21 protein-coding genes are annotated in these 20163 nt (G+C 61.5%); 14 read left to right on the top strand and 7 right to left on the bottom strand.

Features of this window, described 5'->3' with window-relative positions; translation table 11 throughout:
* Positions 1-67: 67 nt before the first annotated feature.
* Positions 68-1570 carry a histidine--tRNA ligase gene (gene hisS, locus RCO24_RS06830; protein ID WP_308960955.1) on the bottom strand — a complete coding sequence of 501 codons (1503 nt, stop codon included), beginning with the start codon at positions 1568-1570 and terminating at the stop codon, positions 68-70.
* Positions 1571-1728: 158 nt separating this feature from the next.
* Here hisS and rlmN point away from each other — a divergent pair, with 158 nt between their 5' ends.
* The 4 genes from rlmN (at position 1729) to RCO24_RS06850 (ending at position 4729) form a co-directional block, all read left to right on the top strand.
* Positions 1729-2970, top strand: coding sequence for a 23S rRNA (adenine(2503)-C(2))-methyltransferase RlmN (rlmN, locus tag RCO24_RS06835; RefSeq protein WP_308960956.1), 1242 nt, complete (start codon positions 1729-1731; stop codon positions 2968-2970).
* A 4-nt stretch (positions 2971-2974) separates the two neighbouring features.
* Entirely contained in the window at positions 2975-3397 is a 423-nt protein-coding gene (locus RCO24_RS06840) for a hypothetical protein (protein ID WP_308960957.1), read from the top strand.
* 64 nt (positions 3398-3461) lie between these two features.
* On the top strand, positions 3462-3896 hold the full coding sequence (locus tag RCO24_RS06845; RefSeq protein WP_308960959.1) for a hypothetical protein: 435 nt from the start codon (positions 3462-3464) through the stop codon (positions 3894-3896).
* A gap of 236 nt (positions 3897-4132) precedes the next feature.
* Complete coding sequence (locus tag RCO24_RS06850) at positions 4133-4729, top strand: hypothetical protein (RefSeq protein WP_308960960.1); 597 nt, start codon at positions 4133-4135, stop codon at positions 4727-4729.
* Between the two features lie 10 nt (positions 4730-4739).
* Here RCO24_RS06850 and RCO24_RS06855 read toward each other — a convergent pair whose 3' ends face one another.
* Entirely contained in the window at positions 4740-5555 is an 816-nt protein-coding gene (locus RCO24_RS06855; protein ID WP_308960961.1) for a hypothetical protein, read from the bottom strand.
* A gap of 309 nt (positions 5556-5864) precedes the next feature.
* Between RCO24_RS06855 and RCO24_RS06860 the strand changes: the two genes are divergently transcribed.
* Positions 5865-7103 (top strand): argininosuccinate synthase, encoded by a 1239-nt coding sequence (locus RCO24_RS06860; protein WP_308960962.1) that lies wholly within the window; start codon positions 5865-5867, stop codon positions 7101-7103.
* Positions 7104-7147: 44 nt separating this feature from the next.
* Entirely contained in the window at positions 7148-7414 is a 267-nt protein-coding gene (locus tag RCO24_RS06865) for a hypothetical protein (protein ID WP_308960963.1), read from the top strand.
* Between the two features lie 85 nt (positions 7415-7499).
* Here RCO24_RS06865 and RCO24_RS06870 read toward each other — a convergent pair whose 3' ends face one another.
* Positions 7500-7904 carry a VOC family protein gene (locus RCO24_RS06870; protein ID WP_308960964.1) on the bottom strand — a complete coding sequence of 135 codons (405 nt, stop codon included), beginning with the start codon at positions 7902-7904 and terminating at the stop codon, positions 7500-7502.
* A 232-nt stretch (positions 7905-8136) separates the two neighbouring features.
* Between RCO24_RS06870 and RCO24_RS06875 the strand changes: the two genes are divergently transcribed.
* Complete coding sequence (locus RCO24_RS06875; protein ID WP_308960966.1) at positions 8137-8628, top strand: nuclear transport factor 2 family protein; 492 nt, start codon at positions 8137-8139, stop codon at positions 8626-8628.
* A 79-nt stretch (positions 8629-8707) separates the two neighbouring features.
* Here the strand turns inward: RCO24_RS06875 and RCO24_RS06880 are convergent, their stop codons facing one another.
* Entirely contained in the window at positions 8708-11167 is a 2460-nt protein-coding gene (locus RCO24_RS06880) for an EAL domain-containing protein (protein ID WP_308960968.1), read from the bottom strand.
* 495 nt (positions 11168-11662) lie between these two features.
* Here RCO24_RS06880 and RCO24_RS06885 point away from each other — a divergent pair, with 495 nt between their 5' ends.
* Together RCO24_RS06885 and RCO24_RS06890 are read left to right on the top strand one after the other, a co-directional pair.
* Positions 11663-12055 (top strand): TfoX/Sxy family protein, encoded by a 393-nt coding sequence (locus tag RCO24_RS06885; protein ID WP_308960969.1) that lies wholly within the window; start codon positions 11663-11665, stop codon positions 12053-12055.
* Between the two features lie 127 nt (positions 12056-12182).
* Complete coding sequence (locus tag RCO24_RS06890) at positions 12183-12557, top strand: hypothetical protein (RefSeq protein ID WP_308960971.1); 375 nt, start codon at positions 12183-12185, stop codon at positions 12555-12557.
* A 96-nt stretch (positions 12558-12653) separates the two neighbouring features.
* Here RCO24_RS06890 and RCO24_RS06895 read toward each other — a convergent pair whose 3' ends face one another.
* A complete protein-coding gene (locus RCO24_RS06895; RefSeq protein WP_308960972.1) occupies positions 12654-13049 on the bottom strand; it encodes a cupin domain-containing protein in 396 nt (131 codons plus the stop codon).
* Positions 13050-13437: 388 nt separating this feature from the next.
* Here RCO24_RS06895 and RCO24_RS06900 point away from each other — a divergent pair, with 388 nt between their 5' ends.
* From RCO24_RS06900 to RCO24_RS06915, 4 genes are all read left to right on the top strand, one after another.
* Positions 13438-13713, top strand: a complete 276-nt coding sequence (locus tag RCO24_RS06900) for a hypothetical protein (protein WP_308960973.1) — start codon at positions 13438-13440, stop codon at positions 13711-13713.
* Between the two features lie 147 nt (positions 13714-13860).
* Complete coding sequence (locus RCO24_RS06905; RefSeq protein WP_308960974.1) at positions 13861-14655, top strand: hypothetical protein; 795 nt, start codon at positions 13861-13863, stop codon at positions 14653-14655.
* 159 nt (positions 14656-14814) lie between these two features.
* Positions 14815-16653, top strand: a complete 1839-nt coding sequence (gene typA, locus RCO24_RS06910; protein ID WP_308960976.1) for a translational GTPase TypA — start codon at positions 14815-14817, stop codon at positions 16651-16653.
* Between the two features lie 181 nt (positions 16654-16834).
* A complete protein-coding gene (locus RCO24_RS06915) occupies positions 16835-17272 on the top strand; it encodes a hypothetical protein (protein ID WP_308960977.1) in 438 nt (145 codons plus the stop codon).
* An 84-nt stretch (positions 17273-17356) separates the two neighbouring features.
* Here RCO24_RS06915 and RCO24_RS06920 read toward each other — a convergent pair whose 3' ends face one another.
* Entirely contained in the window at positions 17357-18019 is a 663-nt protein-coding gene (locus RCO24_RS06920) for a TetR/AcrR family transcriptional regulator (RefSeq protein WP_308960978.1), read from the bottom strand.
* Positions 18020-18155: 136 nt separating this feature from the next.
* Here RCO24_RS06920 and RCO24_RS06925 point away from each other — a divergent pair, with 136 nt between their 5' ends.
* The gene (locus tag RCO24_RS06925; RefSeq protein WP_308960979.1) at positions 18156-18452 is read left to right on the top strand and encodes an antibiotic biosynthesis monooxygenase family protein; all 297 of its coding nucleotides are present in this window, start codon (positions 18156-18158) and stop codon (positions 18450-18452) included.
* Positions 18453-18508: 56 nt separating this feature from the next.
* Here RCO24_RS06925 and RCO24_RS06930 read toward each other — a convergent pair whose 3' ends face one another.
* On the bottom strand, positions 18509-19789 hold the full coding sequence (locus tag RCO24_RS06930) for a hypothetical protein (protein WP_308960981.1): 1281 nt from the start codon (positions 19787-19789) through the stop codon (positions 18509-18511).
* Positions 19790-20163: the final 374 nt, after the last annotated feature.

A 20163-nucleotide genomic window follows, 5' to 3' on the forward strand; every position in this document is an offset into this window, starting at 1 on the left:
CGCGGGAGAGCAAGGACATGGGCTACGCTTGGTTCATGGCCTTCCCGTAAGCGCGGAAAGCTCCGCCTCAGGAATGGCGGGCCAGGATCTCGCGGACGGCCGAAACCAGCTCGGCCTCAGGAACTGTTACCTGGGCGGCGCGGGTTTCTTTCCATTCCTTGTTGTCCTTGATGGCGGCGGCGGCTTGGGCGCCCTCGACCAGGTCTTTCAGGATGACCTGGCCTGCTTCGCGCTCGTTCGAGCCCTGGATCACGACCACGGGCGAGCCGCGCTTGTCGGCGTATTCGAGCTGGCGGCCAAACTTCTTGGGGTTGCCGAGATAGAGTTCAGCGCGGATGCCGGCTTCGCGCAGCGTTTGCACGAACTTCTGGTAGGATGCGATCTGGTCCTTATCCATGACGGTCACGACGACGGGGCCGAGTGTCGGCGCAGGCGCGCGGCCGATTAAGTTCAACGCGGCCTGCAGACGCGAGACGCCGATCGAGAAACCTGTGGCCGGCACCTTCTGGCCGGTGAAGCGGGCGACGAGATCGTCGTAGCGTCCGCCGCCGCCGACCGAGCCGAAGCGGACGGGATTGCCTTTCTCGTCGGTCGCGGGGATTAGCAGCTCGGCCTCGAAGACGGGGCCGGTGTAGTATTCGAGGCCACGGACGACGGAGGGATCGATGCGAATGCGATCCTGTCCGTATCCAGCTTTTCGTATCAGCTCCTCCAAAAATCCGAGTTCATTCCATCCATCTATCGAAGCGTCACCGTAGAAAGATCCTTTCGAAGGGATCAAAAAAGCTTCGTTCACGCCACCTGAAGACCCTACAGCCATCTCTAAAAACTCGGCCAGCCGCGTAATTTGCTCTGTCGAGAGATCTGCTCCTTTAGTGACGTCGCCGCTCTCGTCCTTACGCCCTGGGCCTAGTAGAGCTTTGACTCCGTCAAGCCCCAAGCGATCGAATTTATCGAGCGCTCTGAGCACAGTGGTTCGTTTCGAAGCGTTTTCTTCACCTCCGAGTTCAACTGCCTCCATTATGCCATCAAGCACTTTGCGGTTGTTGACCTTGATGACGTACTGGCCGCGCGGGATGCCGAGGGCTTCCAGCGTATCGGCCGCGAGCATGCACATCTCGGCGTCCGCCGCGACGCTCTCGGCGCCGACTGTATCGGCATCGAACTGCGTGAACTGGCGGAAGCGGCCGGGGCCGGGCTTCTCATTGCGGAACACCGAGCCCGTCGCATAGCGGCGGAACGGCTTCGGCATGTCCTGGAAATTCTCCGCCACGTAGCGGGCGAGCGGTGCAGTCAGATCATAGCGCAGAGAGAGCCACTGTTCGTCTTCGTCTTGAAAACTGAACACGCCCTCGTTCGGGCGGTCGCTATCGGGGAGAAACTTGCCCAGCGCATCGGTGTACTCGAAGGCCGGCGTTTCCAGCGGCTCGAAGCCGTAGCGCTCGTAGACGGCGCGGATCTTGTCGAGCATGGCCTGGGTCTGGCGCAACTCGTCCGGGCCGATGTCGCGCATGCCCTTCGGGAGGCGCGCATCTGGGCGCCTGGGAGCGTTCTTGTCGGGCTTGGCCATGAGAGACGGATCTTCCGGTGAGAAGTTGCTGATGCGGCTAAAATCGCTCGAAAATCGTGCCGCCTTATAGCTGATGACGCCGATGGGTAAAAGATTACCACTTTGCCGCTTAGGCACGGCCTTTCGCGAGGGGCCGGAAATCGTTAGAAGATGCCAGAATGACAGTGGTACTCGATCAGACGCAGCCTCGACCAGCTGCCCCGGCGAACGCAGCCCCAGCCTTCAAGCCGACGCTTGCGGGTATGAGCCGCGATCGCCTGCGCGAAGCGATGGCCGCCGCCGGAGTTCCCGAAAAGCAGCTCCGCATGCGCGTGATCCAGCTGTGGCGCTGGCTCTATATCACCGGCGCGACGTCATTCGACCAGATGACGGACGTCTCGAAGGAGCTGCGCACGGAACTCGAAGCCCGCTACACGCTCGACCGGCCCGAGATCGTGGCCGAGCAGGTGTCGGTGGACGGAACGCGCAAATGGTTGCTGAGGCTGCCGAAGCGCGGCCACGAGGCACGAGCACCCGAGGTCGAGGCCGTCTACATCCCGGAAGCCGATCGCGGCACGCTGTGCATTTCCTCGCAGGTCGGCTGCACGCTCAATTGCAGCTTCTGCCACACCGGCACCCAGCGCCTCGTGCGCAACCTCGAAGCGTCCGAGATCGTCGGGCAGATTCTGCTGGCGCGCGATCGCATCGGCGATTGGCCGGGCGCGAAGCGGCCGGACGACACCGGTCTGCTGCCCTCCGGTGAGCGTAAGATCACCAACGTCGTGCTGATGGGCATGGGCGAGCCGCTCTACAATTTCGACAACGTGCGCGAGGCGATGGACATCGCCTCCGACGGCGAGGGCATCTCGCTTTCGAAGCGCCGCATCACGCTCTCGACCTCGGGCGTGGTGCCGGAGATCGCCCGCTGGGGCGAGCTTTCGGGAACCATGCTCGCGATCTCGCTGCACGCAACCAACGATGCGCTGCGCGACGAGCTGGTTCCGATCAACAAGAAGTATCCGATCAAGGAGCTGCTGGACGCGTGCCGCAGCTATCCCGGCGCGTCCAACGCGAAGCGGATCACCTTCGAATACGTGATGCTCAAGGGCGTCAACGACAGCCCGGCCGACGCCAAGGCGCTGGTTCGTCTGCTCGCCGGAATTCCCGCCAAAATCAATCTCATTCCGTTCAATCCGTGGCCGGGCTCCAAGTACGAGTGCTCGGACTGGGAGACCATCGAAAAGTTCGCGGATGTCGTGAACAAGGCGGGCTACGCGAGCCCGGTGCGCACGCCGCGCGGACGCGACATTCTCGCGGCCTGCGGGCAGCTCAAGAGCGAGAGCGTCAAGCTGCGCGCACGCGAGCGGCAGAGCACAGACGGCGCTTCCGATCCGGCCCCTGCCGCTGAGACGGGAGCCTAGCCGTATGGTTCTCCGCACGCTCGGGCGCCTGATCTGGATTCCGATCGCGTTTCTCTTTGCCGCGGCTGCCGCGATGTTCGTGCTGGTTACTCTTGGGCTCGAGACGGTGACGCATGCGGTTCACAACCTCGACGAAGCCGATACCATCTCGGCCGCCTATGACGTCATCTGGCAGGGCACGATCATCGCCTCGGGTGCGACGCTGATCCCGGCGCTGCTGGTCGTCATCGTGGGGGAAGTCGCGCGGATCAGATCCTGGCTCTACTATCTGATCGGCGGCGGCATCGCGCTCGCCGTCATTCCGCTGCTCGCGAGGATCGACGCCAGTACGATGACCTATTCGCTGCCCGCTCTCTGGCACGTGTTCGCGACGGCGGGTTTCGCCGGCGGCTTCGTGTATTGGCTGCTTGCCGGCCGGAACGCTTGAGCGCGCGCTCAGCCTAGCCTAATTTATCAATCCGTTCCGGGGGCAAGCGTCGGGGAGTGGCCGGATGTTGGTCGCGATCGTCAGGGTCATCTTCGGCTTCATCGCCGCCGTGCTGGTCGCTGGCGCCGTGCAGGTCCTGTTCGTCGCCGGTGCGGGCGATATCCTCTCCGGGATCAACGCGTCCCGCCTCCAGGATCTCGGGTTGCTGACGCTTCTGGCCGCGACGCAATCGGCGGTGTTTTCCGCTCCTTTCGTGTTCCTTGCAGCAGCCGTCGCAGCGTGGCTGCCGATCCGGTCGGGGCTGTTTTTCGTGCTGGTCGGGATCGTGGTCGCGCTTGCCGGATTTTTCGCGCAGTACGTCGGGGAAGGCGGCACCCAGACCATCCTCAACCGCTACGCGCTTGCCGCCTATGTAGCCTCGGGCTTGGCGGCAGGCCTCGTCTATTGGATCGTGGCGGTGCCAAAACCCAAGCTTTCTCAAGCCGGAACACAGGTCTGATCGGGGGCCTGATCGGGTCCGGACCGCTCGTCCTTTAGGTTAATGGCGGCGAATTCGATTGCCAGCCGCAGCCCCTAGGGGTATCTTGCTGCGATGCACAATCGCACATGCGAGATCCGGGAGCGCTTTCCGATTCGATTGCATCGGGTCGACGCTCCAGATTTTTGTTTTCTCGCATTTTCTTGCGACGAACCGGTCTCCACTTCGTCGGAAAATGCTCCAGAGGAGGGCCGGCAATGACCCCCGTCGACACCGAACTCACCACGCGCTTCGCCAAGAGCTACACCACGGCGGCTTTCGGCTATGCGCGCGCGGCCTCGGCCGCCTATGCCGCGTTGGCCGATCAGACGTTGGATTTCTGGGCTCAGGCTACGAAAACGCCGAATCGCCCGAACGACGATTTCCGGCCGTCCAAGCCTTACCTCGTCACCGGACCGCGCCCTTACCGCTCGGCCTATGCGCCGACGCCCGCACCGGTCTCGACACCGCTCGACCTGTTCCGGGTCTCCAACGCGTGGGCGTCGTCGCCGATGTTCGCACCGATGCGCGCGTGGTGGGGGCTTTTTCCGCTGGAAGGAAATCCTTCCAGCTGGCCAATGGCTTACGCGATGATGACCGCGGGAGTTCCGCGCGCCGTTGCGCTTCCGGCCGCAGAAGCCAACCTTGCCGCCATCGATGCAGCCGAAGCGGCTTCCGCCTCCATCGACCGGGCGTTCTCGACCTATCGCTCGGAAAGCGGGTTCGCGGTGGCGCAGATCGTGTCGCCCAAGGCCCTCTACAGCGCTTTGATGCTGGCGCCGTTCACGACCTCGTTCAAACTGCCCTGGGCGTAGGCGCTGGCTTCTATTCCGACGAGCCCGACGGCGGGACCGTAACAACTACGGCGCTGCCACCACCCGGCATGATCGGGGAAACCGAGCCGAACGACGGCATCGGCGCATGGGTGGGCTGCTGCGGCGGCTTGACGACGATCGGAGCCTGGGCGGCTTCCTTTGCCGGCTTTTCTTCCTCGGCAGCCGCTTCTTCCTGTTTCGGGGCTTCTGCGACAGGCGCCTCGACGGGCGCGGCCTTGGCTTCGACGTTCTGAGCCGGAGCCTTCTTCTTGGCCGGCTTTTCCGCCTCTTCGTCCCCAACTCGCGTCACGGAGGCCTTCACGGCCGGAGCAGCGGGGGCTTGCGGCGCGGCGGCGGTGGTCTTTTTCGGCTTGTTCGCGGCAGGCGCCTTGTTAGCGGCTTTCGGAGGCGCTGGCGGGCGGACGGCGCAGCGGGCCGGAACCAACGTTCCATCCTGAAGCGCGATATCGCCAACCCAGGCACAGGTCTTGAGATCCCGGCAAGCAGCTTCGAATAGGCCCGAGCATTGGGCCGCAGCCGCTTGCGCAGCGGCCGGATCTCCGCCGACGGGGGCTTCGGCTATGGGCGCGTTGGGTCTGTTGGTCCAGGGCAGGACTTCTGTCGTCGCCTTTTTGGCACCCGCGGATGGCGTTGCCGGCGCTGCGGCCGCAGGCGGCGGGCTCTGAGCCGGAACCACGACGATCGGCGGCACGGCGCTCTTCGGGCCGCCCCACTCCTCGGACTGTGCAGCGGTCGGGCCAGCTCCGGCGGCGAACCCCGCCAGGGTGAAACCGGCGATCAGCAGCGAGGCCGTTGTTCGTTTCAAGCTCATTCCCCCCGAATGGCGGCTTCTGGATGGCACTTTTCGTTGAGACTAGAGCGTTTGGGGCAAAAAAACACGGCGAGATGATGGAGATTTCCTCAGCTCTGCCCTAAAGCATCGGCGCGGCCGGGCGCGATTGCGCCCTAGCCATTTGATCGGCCGATGTTTCACGCGTTGGGCTTACGGGATCCGACGCGATCACGGTCCGGTTGATTAACTGTGGGAACGTGAGACGGAGTGCGCCTTGCGGAGCCGGTTGCGGCCCCTATAGTGCCGCGCGACTCAACAGCTAAAGCAGAAAAAGGTCGGGCCATGAGCACGAAAGACGGAAAGCCGAACATCAAGAAAGTGGTGCTCGCCTACTCGGGTGGCCTCGATACCTCGATCATTCTCAAGTGGTTGCAGGAAACCTACGGCTGCGAGGTGGTGACCTTCACCGCCGACCTCGGACAGGGCGAGGAGCTCGAGCCTGCGCGCAAGAAGGCCGAGATGCTCGGCATCAAGAAAGAAAACATCTTCATCGAAGACCTGCGCGAGGAGTTCGTCTCCGAGTACGTGTTCCCGATGTTCCGCGCCAACGCACTCTACGAAGGCATCTATCTGCTCGGCACCTCGATCGCGCGACCGCTGATCGGCAAGAAGCAGATCGAGATCGCGCGCAAGACCGGCGCCGACGCCGTCTGCCATGGCGCCACCGGCAAGGGCAACGACCAAGTGCGCTTCGAGCTCACCTATTACGCGCTCGAACCCTCCATCAAGATCATCGCGCCGTGGCGCGAGTGGGCGTTCAAGGGTCGCGAAGACCTGATCGAATTCGCGCGCAAGAACCAGATCCCGGTCGCCAAGGACAAAGAGGGCGAGTCGCCGTTCTCGGTCGACGCCAACCTGCTGCACTCGTCCTCCGAGGGCAAGGTGCTGGAAGATCCGGCGATCAAGGCGCCGGAGATCGTCTACCAGCGCACGATCTCGCCGATGGATGCGCCCGACAAGGTCACAACGATCAAGATCGGCTTCGAGAAGGGCGATGCCGTTTCGCTCAACGGCAAGCGGCTTTCGCCGGCAACGCTGCTCAAGGCCTTGAACGACCTCGGCCGCGACAACGGCATCGGACGCCTCGACCTCGTCGAGAACCGCTTCGTCGGCATGAAGAGCCGCGGCGTGTACGAGACCCCGGGTGGCACCATTCTGCTGCAGGCGCATCGCGCTATCGAGAGCCTGACGCTCGACCGCGGAGCCGCTCACCTCAAGGACGAGCTGATGCCGCGTTATGCGGAACTCGTCTACTTCGGCTTCTGGTTCAGCCCCGAGCGCGAGATGCTGCAGGCGGCGATCGACAAGAGCCAGGAGCACGTGGAAGGCGAAGTGACGCTCGAACTCTACAAGGGTAACGTCATCGTCGTCGGCCGCGAGAGCCCGAAATCTCTCTATGCCCCCAATCTCGTCACCTTCGAAGACGACAAGGGCGCCTACGACCAGAAGGACGCGGCTGGCTTCATCAAGCTCAACGCGCTCAGGCTTCGTACGCTCGGAGCACGGAACAAGGGCAAGTAGTCAACAGTTAGCGGACAGCACGCCGTAACAGGAGTAGACCGGTCATGGACAAGACGAAAATCATCGCAGCGATTGCCATCGGTTTCGGCGTGCTCGCGGCCTCTGGCGCCGCCAACGCCTACAGCGGCCGCGTTAAGTCGGCGTGCAAGACCGATTTCTACAAATTCTGTCCGTCCTACAAGCCGGAAACCCCCGAGCTTCGCGCCTGCATGCGAGCCGTGGGCGGCAACATCTCTCAGCGCTGCCTCGACGCGTTGGCCGATTCAGGAGAAATTCCGCGCAAGTATCACAGCAGCCAGCGCAAGCGGTAAGGCGTCTGAGACATCGTTTCGCGCAAGATCGGGAGCCGGGGCTCGATAGCCTCGGCTTCTTTTTTGCGCGCATCGCTAAGTGCGGTTAGCTTTTCTGGACCGCGGCCGGGTCCATCCAGAAAACCTCCCAGACGTGACCATCTAGGTCCTGGAAGCTTTCGAGATACATGAAGCCGTGATCCTGGGCCGGCATCCATGGCGTGGCGCCGGCCGCCTTCGCCTTGGCCGCGATCTCCTCCACCTCGGCGCGGCTCGCGGCTGACAGCGCGTTCAGCACCTGGGTGGCCTTGAACGCGTCGCCGATCTCTCCGGTGATGAAATCCTTGAAGCGCGCGTGGGTGTGGAGCTGGAAAAAGATCGTCTCATCCACGACGATGCTCGCGGAGGTTTCGTTCGAGAATTGCGGATTGATGCTGAAGCCAAGCGCGGTGAAGAAAGCCTTCGATCTTTCGAGATCTCTGACCGGCAGGTTGACGAAGATCATACGCATAGGCGGCTCCTGTTTTTTATCCTGTGATCAAAGGACGAACCAGGTGCGGTTCCGACAGCGGTGTCGGGAGCCCGCCAGGACGGGCATCGCGCGGAACGCACCGAACATTTTCGGCAAGGCGGCATTAAGACCGATGGGCGTTGTGCGCATTGGCGTTGTTGATATGGATTTCGGATTTGGCTATCGAGCGTAGTATCCAAATCGATAGTCGATGTATGCGGATTACCCGTCGATGCTTTCAGAAGATGATGCACGAGGACTTATAGATCGAGCACACGCGACGTGGTCATCCAGAAATGTAGATAAACTTCTTACCCTTTACGATGACGACTTAACCTATTGGTGCAACGTAGGTGGACCCGGCGGCGGGCCCCATATCCTGCGAGGCAAGGCGGAGTTCAAAGCCGCACTGGACGCTTTTCTTGTCAGCACGGAAAGTGTCTCGAAGGTACAATCGTTCGCCTTGCACGACCCCTTCAGCATCGATCCGGTCGGAAAAGGCACCGTATTCTTCCGCGTGGTGCACCTTCCGACCAAGAATGTCCTAGAGGGGACTTTCCGGCAGATCGTTACGTTTCGGCGCGGCAAAATCCTGCGCCTCGACGAATTCCACGACGAGGCGCGGATGAAGGCATTTTGGCAGCTGGTGGCAGACGCGAACCCGCCGCAGCAGGATCTTTGGAATTTTCCTGCCGGTGCCAAGCGCCCCCGCAACGTGAAATGATTTTGCGGGCGCATCGGGGGCAATTCCCATGCATCGGATAGCCGTAAATCGCCGATCAAGTATTTTCGTGTCCCCGGGACTATCCCGCGATAGCCTGGTGGCGGGTGACATCCTGGTCGTGGGCACCGCAGTCTTCGGCCGCTGCGACAAGCCCGGCGACCGAAGCCGAGGATGAATTTAGCACCTGGACGGTGCAAGACATTCGGTCAGCGGCTTTCTCTTCCGTGGACGCTTGCTCGACGTCACTCGGAAAATATCCGCGCAGCTCGGACGCCGGTTTTGGTTTGCTGAAAAGGAAGCCCTGCATCTCGGTGCAGCCCTCCTTGCGGATGACGTCGAGCTGCTCCTGGGTTTCAACCCCTTCCGCGGTAATGGAGAGATCCAATGCGCGGCCGAGACCACTGATGGCGCGCACGATGGCCAAGCTGCTGTCGCCATCGAACAGGCCAGAGATGAAGCTTTTGTCGATCTTGATTTTGTCGAATGGAAAGCTTCGTAGGTACCTCAGTGAAGAGTAGCCCGTACCGAAATCATCCATCGCAATTCGAACGCCGAAGTCGCTGAGCTTCCGCAATATCGCGAGCGTGTCCTCGCTATCGCTCAACAAAGCAGACTCGGTGATTTCCAACTCCAGCCGGTTCGGGGAAATCCCCGCCGCCGCGACCGCGCTGAAGACAGATTGTACAAGGGTTCGCCCATTAAACTGTACAGGCGAGAGATTGACGGCGACCTTGATGTGATCAGGCCAGGCCGCCGCATCGGAACAGGCTTGCCGCAGGACCCACTCGCCGATGGGAATGATCAGACCGCATTCTTCGGCGACCGGAATGAAATCTGCCGGCGAAACCAAGCCACGCTCGCTATGGCGCCAGCGCAAAAGAGCTTCGAAGCCTGCTATCTCATCTCGCTCGAGGTTCACGAGGGGCTGATAATTGATTTCGAATTCGCCGTTGAGCAGAGCAGACCGCAAGTCTTGCTCCATGCCGCGCCGGCGCCGCGCACTGGTGTCCATTTCCTCTTCGAAAAAGCGATAGGTTCCACGTCCATCGCTCTTGGAGCGGTACAACGCCAGATCAGCCTGAACCACGAGCGCATCGTTGTCGATCTCGCCATTGGAGATCGCGATGCCGACGCTTGTGCCGATCGAACACTTCTGCCCTTCGATTTCGTAGGGTTCGCTCACGGCCTCGATGATGCGCGCCGCAAGGTTTGCGGGCTCGGCTTCCGGATCGGCGGCGCTCAACATCACCACGAATTCGTCGCCGCCCACACGCGCCACCGTGTCTGATTTCCGGACGCAGTTACGCAACCGCTGCGCAACCTCCTTGAGCAAGGCGTCGCCGACGCTATGCCCGAGGGTGTCGTTCACTTCCTTGAACCGGTCGAGATCAAGAAACAGCAGCGCTGTTTTTTCCGTCTCGTTCTCGCATTGGAGAGCCTGCGCAAGCCGCTCGTGCAAAAAGGTTCGGTTGGGCAAACCAGTCAGCATATCGTGCCGCGCCATATGGGCGATCTTGGCGTCCTGCCTGCTTCGCTCGGTGATGTCTTCGTGGACGTCGACCCAGCCGCCGCCCGCGACCGGACCGACGCGTACGAAAATCGTTCTCCCGTCGCTGAGCTGAATCGGATCCGTAAACGCCTTCCCATCGCTCAAGCGGCCCCTAAGCCCCTCGATCCAATCGCTAACGCCTTCCTGGGCATTCTCGACAACAGAATTGGAATCGTTTGCCGCATGATTGCGCATAATACTGTCGAATGACGTGCCAGGACGGGTGGCTTCTTCCGTCAGGCCATACATGGACCTGTAGGAGTCGTTGCACATGATCAGGCGATGTCCGGCGTCGAACATGGACAGCCCGACCGGCAGGTAGTGCACGGCCGCTTCAAAACGGCTGTTCTGTTCACGCAATGCTTTCTCGCAGCGCATATTCGTCCGTTGGATTACGGCTGCCGAGATGGCGGAGAGCAACACCACAAACGTGACGCCCGCCGTCGCCATGGCCAGCAGCGGCCGATCCAACGCGGAAGCCTGAAAGGCAACTGCCGGATCTGGAAGGATGCTCACTGCCCCCATGGACGTGAAATGCATGCCGCAGATCGCGAGGGTCAGAAGCGCGGAGGCCGATACGATCCCAGCTACGCCACGCTGACGATGGAAGGCGTGCAACGACGCGAACCCGGCCGCGATGCCAAGCATCCATGACACGGCGACGAGTGGAGCATCCCAGCCAAGGGTTCCGGGAACCATGAGAGCGCCCATGCCGACGTAGTGCATGCACCCGATCGCGGCGCCAAGCACGGCACCGCCGGCTGCAACCATCCACCGTTCACCTTGCGCAGCCAGCGCAACGCCTGTCGTGGAAAGGACGATCGCAACGAGAAGCGACGCCAGCGTCGCTGCTGGATCGTAAGCCGTGGGAAAGCCGCCGTCGTAGGCGAGCATGGCGACAAAATGGGTCGACCAGATCCCTGTACCGGCGCACACGCCGGTGAGGATCGACCAGCCGACCTTGCGAAGGTCCCTGCTGGCGACCGCCAAAGAATAGGCCACGAATGTCGTCAGCGTCGTGCTGACGCAAACCACCGCTGCGAGGGCGACAAGCCAAAGATCATGTTCCGTCGCAAGGCAGGAGAGAACACGATACATGTTTCTCGCTCCGATATCGGACTAACATAAAAATACGCGTATTTTCCAAAGGAACCATTAAGCCATCAGCTGACGGATCGTTAGTAATCATCGTTTATTTTCAGACGGCTGGCCGGCATTGCTGATGCGAAAATTTCAACGCGCGGCGCTTGGGCCTTTGACGCGGGAGAGTCAATTGGCGGGTGCCGAAGGTGCTGCCAGTCGGCTGCTCGCACTGCGGCGAATACCTCGCCTTTCAGGTCGCGGTTCTACAGGACGGAGCGCCCGAGCAGGCTCGCGATCCTCCGCGCTTGATCACGGTCTCGATAGTTGCCAATGCTAGCGCGGTCTCAAGCAGCTTGTTGAGAGACGGGCTGCGGACGCCTCGATCGACCTGATCAATCAGCCATGGAACTCGCAGACCATATCGTCGATGCCTTCCGGGCCTTCGGTCCGATCCAACTGAAACGCATGTTTTCCGGCTACGGGTTGTTTCGGGGCGGCGTGATGTTCGGCTTGCTCCATGACGACGTTCTGTATCTCAAGGCCGATCTCGATAACGTCGCCGACTTCGTAAGCTTGGGGCTCGCGCAATTCACCTATGTCCGCAACGGAAAAACCGTCGGTCTGTCCTACTATCAAGCCCCGGACTCTGTGATGGACGACGGCGCGGAAGCGGCCAAATGGGCGCAGCGTTCTTTCGAAGCGGCCCTGCGCGGGGGCGCATCCAAAGCGAAGGCCGTCAGGAAACGCACGGCTAAGAGCCGAGACGTCATGCGAAACCGGAAACGCGCGCCTTAACTCCCAAGGAGCGACGCCAGACACTGACGCCAGACACTCCGGCAGATTCCGAAGGAATCTACGCCATCTCTGGGAACCCAGCTTGGCTCATTGCCGTTTCTCCCGAAAACAGGAGGAGAAAACGCCCATGAAACGCGCAATCGGATCTTTGCTGCTTCTGTCGCTGGCGACAGCCGGCGCCATCGCTCAAGACAAAGGCTCGGTCACGGTCGGCAAGCACCCCGGCATGAAGCTGGCGCAGGCCGAGTGCCAGGCGGCTTGGGCTAAGCTGAACCCGACCAAGAAAGAAAAAATCAGTCTCGGGCAGGCGGGGCCTTTCCTTGCCGATGCTAAAGCTGCCAATAGCAACAGCGACGGCTACATCGATCAGGCGGAATTCACCGCAGCCTGCGACAAGGGCCTGATGAAGGACATGTCGGGCGCGAGCACGGGCAGCAGCACGGGTGCCGGTGGCGCCGCTGGCACCGACGGCGCCGGGGCACCTCACCCCGCGGCCCCATAAAAAAGTAAATTAGTGGGCGCGTTCCGCCGCGCTGGTCTTCTGCAGGCCAGCGCGGCGCTTTCGCGCGCGAATTGTCGTCCGTTTGGCAGACGCTGCTCAGCGCCGATACTGCTCGTCGCTGACGTGCTCAAGCCAATCGACGGTTTTGCCGCCGTCGGCTTCCTGGATCGCGATGTGCGTCATGGCGGTCGTCGGTGTGGCGCCGTGCCAATGCCTTTCACCCGGCGGAAACCAGACGACGTCGCCGGGTCGGATCTCCTCGACGGGACCGCCCTCACGCTGGGCCCAGCCGCAGCCGGCGATGACGATCAAAGTCTGTCCCAGCGGATGCGTGTGCCAGGCGGTGCGGGCGCCCGGCTCGAACGTTACGCTGGCGCCGACCGCGCGTGCGGGACCCGGCGCCTGGAACAGAGGATCGATACGCACGGCACCAGAGAAATAGTCCGGAGAGCCTTTGCCAGAAGGCTGCGAGCCGCCTCGCTTGATGTCCATCGTGTTCTCCTTCGTGTTTGCGGGTAGCTCGTTCGCCAAGGCTCGAGGCGGCGCGCGCCCGTCGACTCAGGATCTGAATCAGAGCCGCATCCTCCGCGCGAAAATTTCGGAATTACTCAGATGTGAGAGCAAAAATTGTCTGCGCACGGATTGATCGCACGCAAGGCGAGGTTGACGAAGTCACCCCCAAATCGGATCGGGCCAATTCAAACATTACATTACGAATAGCTCCATCCACGAGCGACGGAAAACGATGCGAGCCACGTTCTCATCATATCAGGGCTGGAACTCCGGCCCTCCGTAAATCGTTCAAGACGCCCGATACTCATAAAGGAGACTCGCTTTGAAAATTGCTGCGTTCGCATGTTCCGCCGCTTTGCTCGGACTTATGAGCATCACGCCGGCCAATGCATTGCCGGCCTCTGCCGCAAACCAGGCGACTGCTACTGCGCCGCAGAGCATTCAGCTCGTCAACCACAAGCCCGGCCATAAAAAGTATGGCAACAAGTACGGGAAGAAGAACTATTTCGGTCCCAAGCCCCATTATCGTTCGGGCGGACGCTACTCGCATGCGCCCAAGGGCTGGCACCGCCATTCCAAGCGTCCGGCTTATTGGCAGACGCGCGGCTGTATCGCAGTCGGCCCGGTCTGGTTCTGCCCGTAACAGATCCAGCGCTTACGCGGGACATTTCGACGTGCCGGAGACACGCTCTCCGGCACGTTTGTTTTGGGCGCCATCTTTGCCCTTGAAATGCCGCGGTCTGCCGATCACGGTTGGGGCCCAGTCGCTCATAGTTGCAGTGCTTGCCCCATGACCCGCGCTTCCCTCAACCGTACGCTCCGCCATGCCTACTTCTGGCTGGGCTTCGTATTGGTGCTTTCGCTCGCCTCGAAGTTTGCCGATCGTATCCCGGGAATTGCCGGAACGGCGATCGAAACCGCGGCGGCGGACCTCTACGAATACTTGAAGGACATGACGCTGGTGTTCGTGACGGTGGTGGCCGCCTATCTCGCCAACGTGTTCCAGAAGCGCTCCAAGTTCGTCGAGAGCCTTGAAGAGGAATGGCGCGGCATCGTGCGCACGAAGTCTGCGCTCTATACCTATTGCGAGAAGCCCTACGTCTCGACCGACGACTACCTCGCCGCGTTCGGGCGCATTTCCGAGACGATCGACAATATGCGGATCGTCTATGCGAACGCCGGCGAAACCGAAAGTCTGGTGGGGCTCTACCCATATGCGCCGCTGCACGACATGCGCCGCGCGCTGCAATCGCTCGATCCCCGAAAGCGGCCGGACATTCCGCCCGAGGACAAGAAGCTCGCGTGCGAGGCGATCCTGCAATCGTTCTTCGCGCTGCGCGAAACCATGCTCGAGGAATTGGACCTCGACGAGCCGACACACCCGCTCCTGATCTCTGGCGGGCGACGGCTCAAGGAGCCAGGCGCCACTTGGCGGGCGCGGTCCCGGCAGGAGCGCCAGCGGAAACGGCAAGATCAGCTGACGGCCACAAAGCCGGAGGTCGATGCGTTTTTGGCCCAGCTCTATGCGGCGGAGCAGACGAGCCCCGGCCCTGGAAGCAACGGGACCAGCCCCCCGCGCGTTTAACCATCCTGGCGCCTGGAAAACAGGCATTTGCGATCGATCCAGCCCTGGGGCGCCGCGGCCGCTGGCGATCAGGCTCGGGGTGTGCTACCTCCGCGCCAGAATTATTGCGGCGCACACGCTCCACAATCTCAGGTTGCGCCCACACCCTTCAGGACACCCATGGACATTCGCAATATCGCGATCATCGCGCACGTCGACCACGGCAAAACGACCCTCGTCGACGAACTTCTGAAACAATCGGGCTCTTTCCGCGAAAACCAAAAGGTTGCGGAACGGGCGATGGACTCGAACGACCTCGAGCGCGAGCGCGGCATCACCATTCTGGCGAAGTGCACCAGCGTCGTCTGGAAAGACACGCGCATCAACATCATCGATACGCCGGGCCACGCCGACTTCGGCGGCGAGGTGGAGCGCATCCTGAACATGGTCGATGGCGTCGTGGTGCTGGTCGACGCTTCGGAAGGTCCGCTGCCGCAGACCAAGTTCGTGGTGTCGAAGGCGCTGAAGCGTGGCATCCGCCCGATCGTCGCCATCAACAAGATCGACCGCCCCGACGAGCGGCATCTCGACGTCCTGAATGAGATCTTCGATCTCTTCGCCAATCTCGACGCAACCGACGAGCAGCTCGATTTCCCGGTTCTCTACGGTTCCGGCCGCAACGGCTGGATGGCGCTCGATCCGGCAGGTCCGCAGGAAAACCTGGCGCCGATGTTCGATCTCATCGTGCGCCACGTGCCGCCGCCGACCGTCGAGCCGGGACCGGTGCGTCTGCTTGCGACCACGCTCGAAGCCGATAACTTCCTGGGCCGCATTCTTACGGGCCGCATCTCATCCGGCACGCTGAAATCAAACCAGCAGCTCAAGGCGCTGGACCGCAACGGCAAGCTGGTCGAAACGTTCCGTGTCACCAAAGTGCTGGCATTCCGCGGGCTCGAACGCGTGCCGGTCGAGGAAGCGCACGCGGGCGAGATCGTGGCGCTTGCCGGCATGAGCGAGGCAACGGTGGCCGATACGCTTTGCGATCCCGCCGTCGAGAAGCCGATCGAAGCGCAGCCCGTCGATCCGCCGACGCTGTCGATGACGTTCCGCATCAACGACGGACCGTTCGCCGGGCAGGAAGGCGACAAAGTTCAGAGCCGCGTCATTCGCGACCGGTTGTTCAAGGAAGCGGAACGCAACATCGCGATCAAAGTGACGCCGTCGCTCGAAGGCGGCGACTCCTTCGACGTCGCAGGCCGCGGCGAGTTGCAGCTCGCCATTCTCCTCGAAAACATGCGCCGCGAAGGATTCGAGCTGACCGTCTCGCGCCCGAAGGTCGTGTTCAAGGCCGACGAGGCGTCCGGCGCCAAGCTCGAACCGATCGAGGAAGTCATCATCGACGTCGACGACGGCCACACCGGTATCATCGTGCAGAAGCTCTCGGAACGTAAAGGCGAGCTGCGGGAAATGCGCCCCTCGGGCGGCGGACGTACGCGCATGGTGTTCTATGTTCCGACCCGCAGCCTGCTCGGCTATCAGGCGGAACTGCTTTCGGACACGCGCGGCACGGCCGTCATGAACAAGCTGTTCCATGCCTACGAGCCATTCCGCGGTGAAATCGCCGGGCGCCACACCGGCGTTCTGATCTCGAACTCCGACGGCGAAGCGGCGGCCTACGCGATCTTCAACCTGCAGGATCGCGGACCCTTCTTCATCGGCGCGCAGACCCGCGTCTACGTCGGCATGATCGTCGGCGAACACACGCGCGACAACGATCTCGAGGTCAACGTCGTCAAGGGCAAAAAGCTCACCAACGTGCGCGCCTCGGGCAAGGACGACGCGGTGCTGCTGACGCCGCCGATCAAGCTCACGCTCGAACGCGCGATGAGCTACATCACCGACGAAGAGCTTGTCGAGGTCACACCAAAGACGATCAGGCTCCGCAAGCGCTGGCTCGATCCGAACGAGCGCAAGAAGCAGGAGCGCAAGCGTGAGGCGGACAGCGAGGCCGTCGCTTAAATAGAGAACAGCGTTCGATTCCTCGCTTTCAGGTGGTGGTCGCTCGCTTTTCTCGCTTCTAATTGTGTTTCACGCGCTTTACAGTGGTCGCAAGGATGCGTTGGTGTCCGTGTGTAAGCTTTTATGAATTTTATCTGATATTTCATTGCAGACGAATGCCCGTCGAAAGGGGGGTTTGCAGTTGAAGAAATTTGACTCGTACATGGCACGTGAAGTGCTCGACTCTCTGCACAATGCTTGGTCGCAGGGCGAGATCGAGCTGATGCTCAGCTATTATGCCGACGACGTGATCTATTGGTGCAATGCGGGCTTGGACGGTGCGCCCTACACGATCGAGGGGAAGCCGGGCCTCCGGACATTCCTCCGATCTATCGTTTCCGTCGCAGAAAGCGCGACCGCAACCGAGTATTTCCAGTTCGAAGATGGAGTCGGGCGCGCCAAAGTCGAGGCGTATGTCCGGCATCGCCGCACCGGGCATGTGCTGTCCGGCTCATTCCGGCAGATCGTGACCTATCGAGGCCGGAAGATCGCCAAAGTCGAGGAGTTTCACGACGCGGCCAAGATGGCGGCGTTCTGGCGTCTCGTCACGTGCGACGAGACCATCGAGGACGCGAAGTAGCTCACACACAGCGAAGCGCGAATTCATCCCGAAGCGGCAGGCGTCCCGACGCGACAGGTTTCGCGAGGTGATAGGCCGCTTCGGTCAGCGGCCACGTGAGCGCATCTTCAGAACGGCCGGCGCACCTTCGAGAAACTTGGCCACCGTCAGCGCGACAAAGCCCTCGACATCGGTCGTCACCTTCACCCCGTACACCCAGCGCCGAATGGCGAGATAGAAAACCTCGCCATGTAACCCCCACGACAGCTCCAGCGCCTCTTCGCTCGGAACCGCGCCGCCGTGGCCAGTTCCGCCAAGCTTTCCGAGCTCGACAGCGACCGGCGCAATCACCTTGCGTTTGATCAGGCTCAGATAGCGCTGATTGATATTGATGCCGGCAAGGCCGCCGTAGATGAACGTTCTCACCCACTCCGGGCGATCGATGGCGCGCAGGTAGCCGGAATAGAAGCGCTTCAGCCGCTCGGCGAGCGGCAAAGTTCCGTCGTCCAGCAAGCCGTCCCAAGTCGGATCCCAACGAGACAGAAAGATGCGGTCGTAGACGCGATCGATCAGCGCGTCCTTGGTCGGGAAATAGCGAAACAGCAGCGCGTGGGAAATACCGAGGCGCGCCGCCAGATCTCTCATGCTGCCGTCGAAACCGACCTCCGCGAAGTAGAGGCTCGCCCCTTCGACGATCTCCTCCTCGCGCGTCTGGGGATCGAGGCGCTTCCGTTTCGGCTTCCGGGAACCGGCGCTTTCATCTGACATCGGCGCGTCCCTCCGGGTCATTCCGGTGCGACCTGTTGACCACTTGGTTATCAGCCAGGGAGCGTGCGATTACACGCACGCGATATTGACCACTTGGTCATTATAAGACTTTGCGCCTGCAAACAAGGAGGCATTCATGTCCAACGACCCGATCGTCGTCACGCTTCGTTTGACGCCCACAGACGCGAACGCGTTTCAGGCCTTTCTCGCCGAGATTTTGCCCGACACACGCAAAGCCAAGGGCTGCCGATTCTGCAAGACGTACGTCGGCCGCGACAACGCGGGAGATTTCCTGCTGCTTCAGGAGTGGGATTCTCCCGCCGATCAACAAGCGTACATGGCCTGGCGCGAGTCCACCGGCGTGCTTCAGAAGTTTCTCGGCCATCTGGCGAAGCCGGCCGACGTTTCAATCTGGACGCTCGACCCGGCCTAGTTCGCCGGTCGCTCAAAGGCGGCGGAGACAGTCTCTCTCCGCCGCCTCCAACGCGTCTATTCGATCACGATCGTCGCCACGTAGTCCATGGTCCGGTTGACGTTGTTGGCCGGCAGCAGCGTGTTCAACAGATACGATGTCGGCGAATAGTTCTCCGGCACGGCGCGGTTGAAGGCACTCCGGATCAGCCGCGCCCTCAGGCGCTGCACAACGGTGCCGCCGCTGACACCCAGATAGTAATCCTTCAGGGTCTCGAATTTCGGCTGCATGGTCTCCGCGACCTTGCGGTGGCCTTCCGACATCTTCGAGAGCTTGCTCGGATTCTCGACGAACACGGATTGCAGCAACGTATCGCGCTCCGACTTCGGGATCTTCAATCCGTCGATCACCGTAAGAGGACCATCCGCAAGCCCGACGCGGGACGTGCGCCCCGCGCTCGTAATCGTGTTGCCGGCCGCATCCAACGGCGTCATCGGCGGCTTCACGCACGAAGGAACGCGGCTCCCCTTGAAATCATCGGCGGTCTTGGCCGGATCACACCCCTTCAGCGCGAGCAGGGACCACGCGAACTCGGAACAATAGAGATCCAGCGTACCCGGCGGGTTCTGGCCGAGTGCGATCTGCCCCAGGTGCTTCACGAACTCCACCGGCTTGCCGGGCTTGTACTTCGGCGCGTTATAGTCGTCGTTGAATTTGATCTGGCTCGGATAGATGCGCTTGGCGTTGCTGTTCAAGCGCGACGCCCACGCGACGATGTTGGCCCGATCGGCGTCGCTGAGATCGCGCGGCCGCACGACATGGATGAAGTTCAGCGTCTTGTAGTGCTCGCTCGTCAACTCCGCGGTCATGCCCTTGCCGAGGTATTCCTCGTTCAACGGGTTGTCGACATTCCGCAGCTTGCCGTCCTTGATGTAGGCGATGCCGGTATGGCTGATGCCCATCTGCACATTCGGATAAGCGCCGGCTCCTCCCCATTCTGCCCGGAACGTCAGCAGAAGATCTCCGGTTTGAAAGATGCCGCTCTTGGCCAGGCGCGCGGCCATTCCGGAGCGCGGCGTGACGACGAGGCGAAGACCTGCGTCGCTGCGCGTCTTTAGAGCGTCCGGATGCTTGAAATCGACCAGGACGTCGGTCGTGTTGAATGGACCCTTCAAGGGCGCCCATGTGCTGGCAGGAAGCGTGAAGTAGATCGGAATGTTCAGCTTCTTCGCGAGGCGCTCGTTCGCTTTCTCGCTAAACGTGAAATCCTTCGCCGCCATGGCCGGTGAGGCGGCGAGCACCAACGCGGCCGAAGCGGCAAGCGATATGGCTACGGAAAGTGTCTTTGATCTCGACATTCGCATTGCGTTCCACTCTGGTAGCCGAACAAGTCCCCTCAGTATTGTCTCCCGGCAGACAGGGACTAGGCAAGAGATTGCTCGTTCGCTCTCATACTCCGCCTCCGCACAAAACGCTTCGGTGACGGCAAAATGATGCCCGGAGACCTGATTTTGATTGCCCAACGGCGGCAACCCCCGATACTTTCGGGAACGATCCGCTATCGGCATGCAAGGGATGCTGCTCGCGCCAGACTGAAATGAGACCCGACAACGGCCGGGCTCAGCGGTTGGTCATGCGTATAAAGAAAATACATCCCTGCACCGAGAGGCCCAATGCCCCGACATTTCGAGATCGAGAGAGCTGCCCGTGCGCGGCGTTTGTCGAATAGGGC

Origin of the sequence: Hyphomicrobium sp. LHD-15, assembly GCF_031157355.1 — a bacterium.
In the GTDB taxonomy this organism is placed as follows: domain Bacteria; phylum Pseudomonadota; class Alphaproteobacteria; order Rhizobiales; family Hyphomicrobiaceae; genus Hyphomicrobium_C.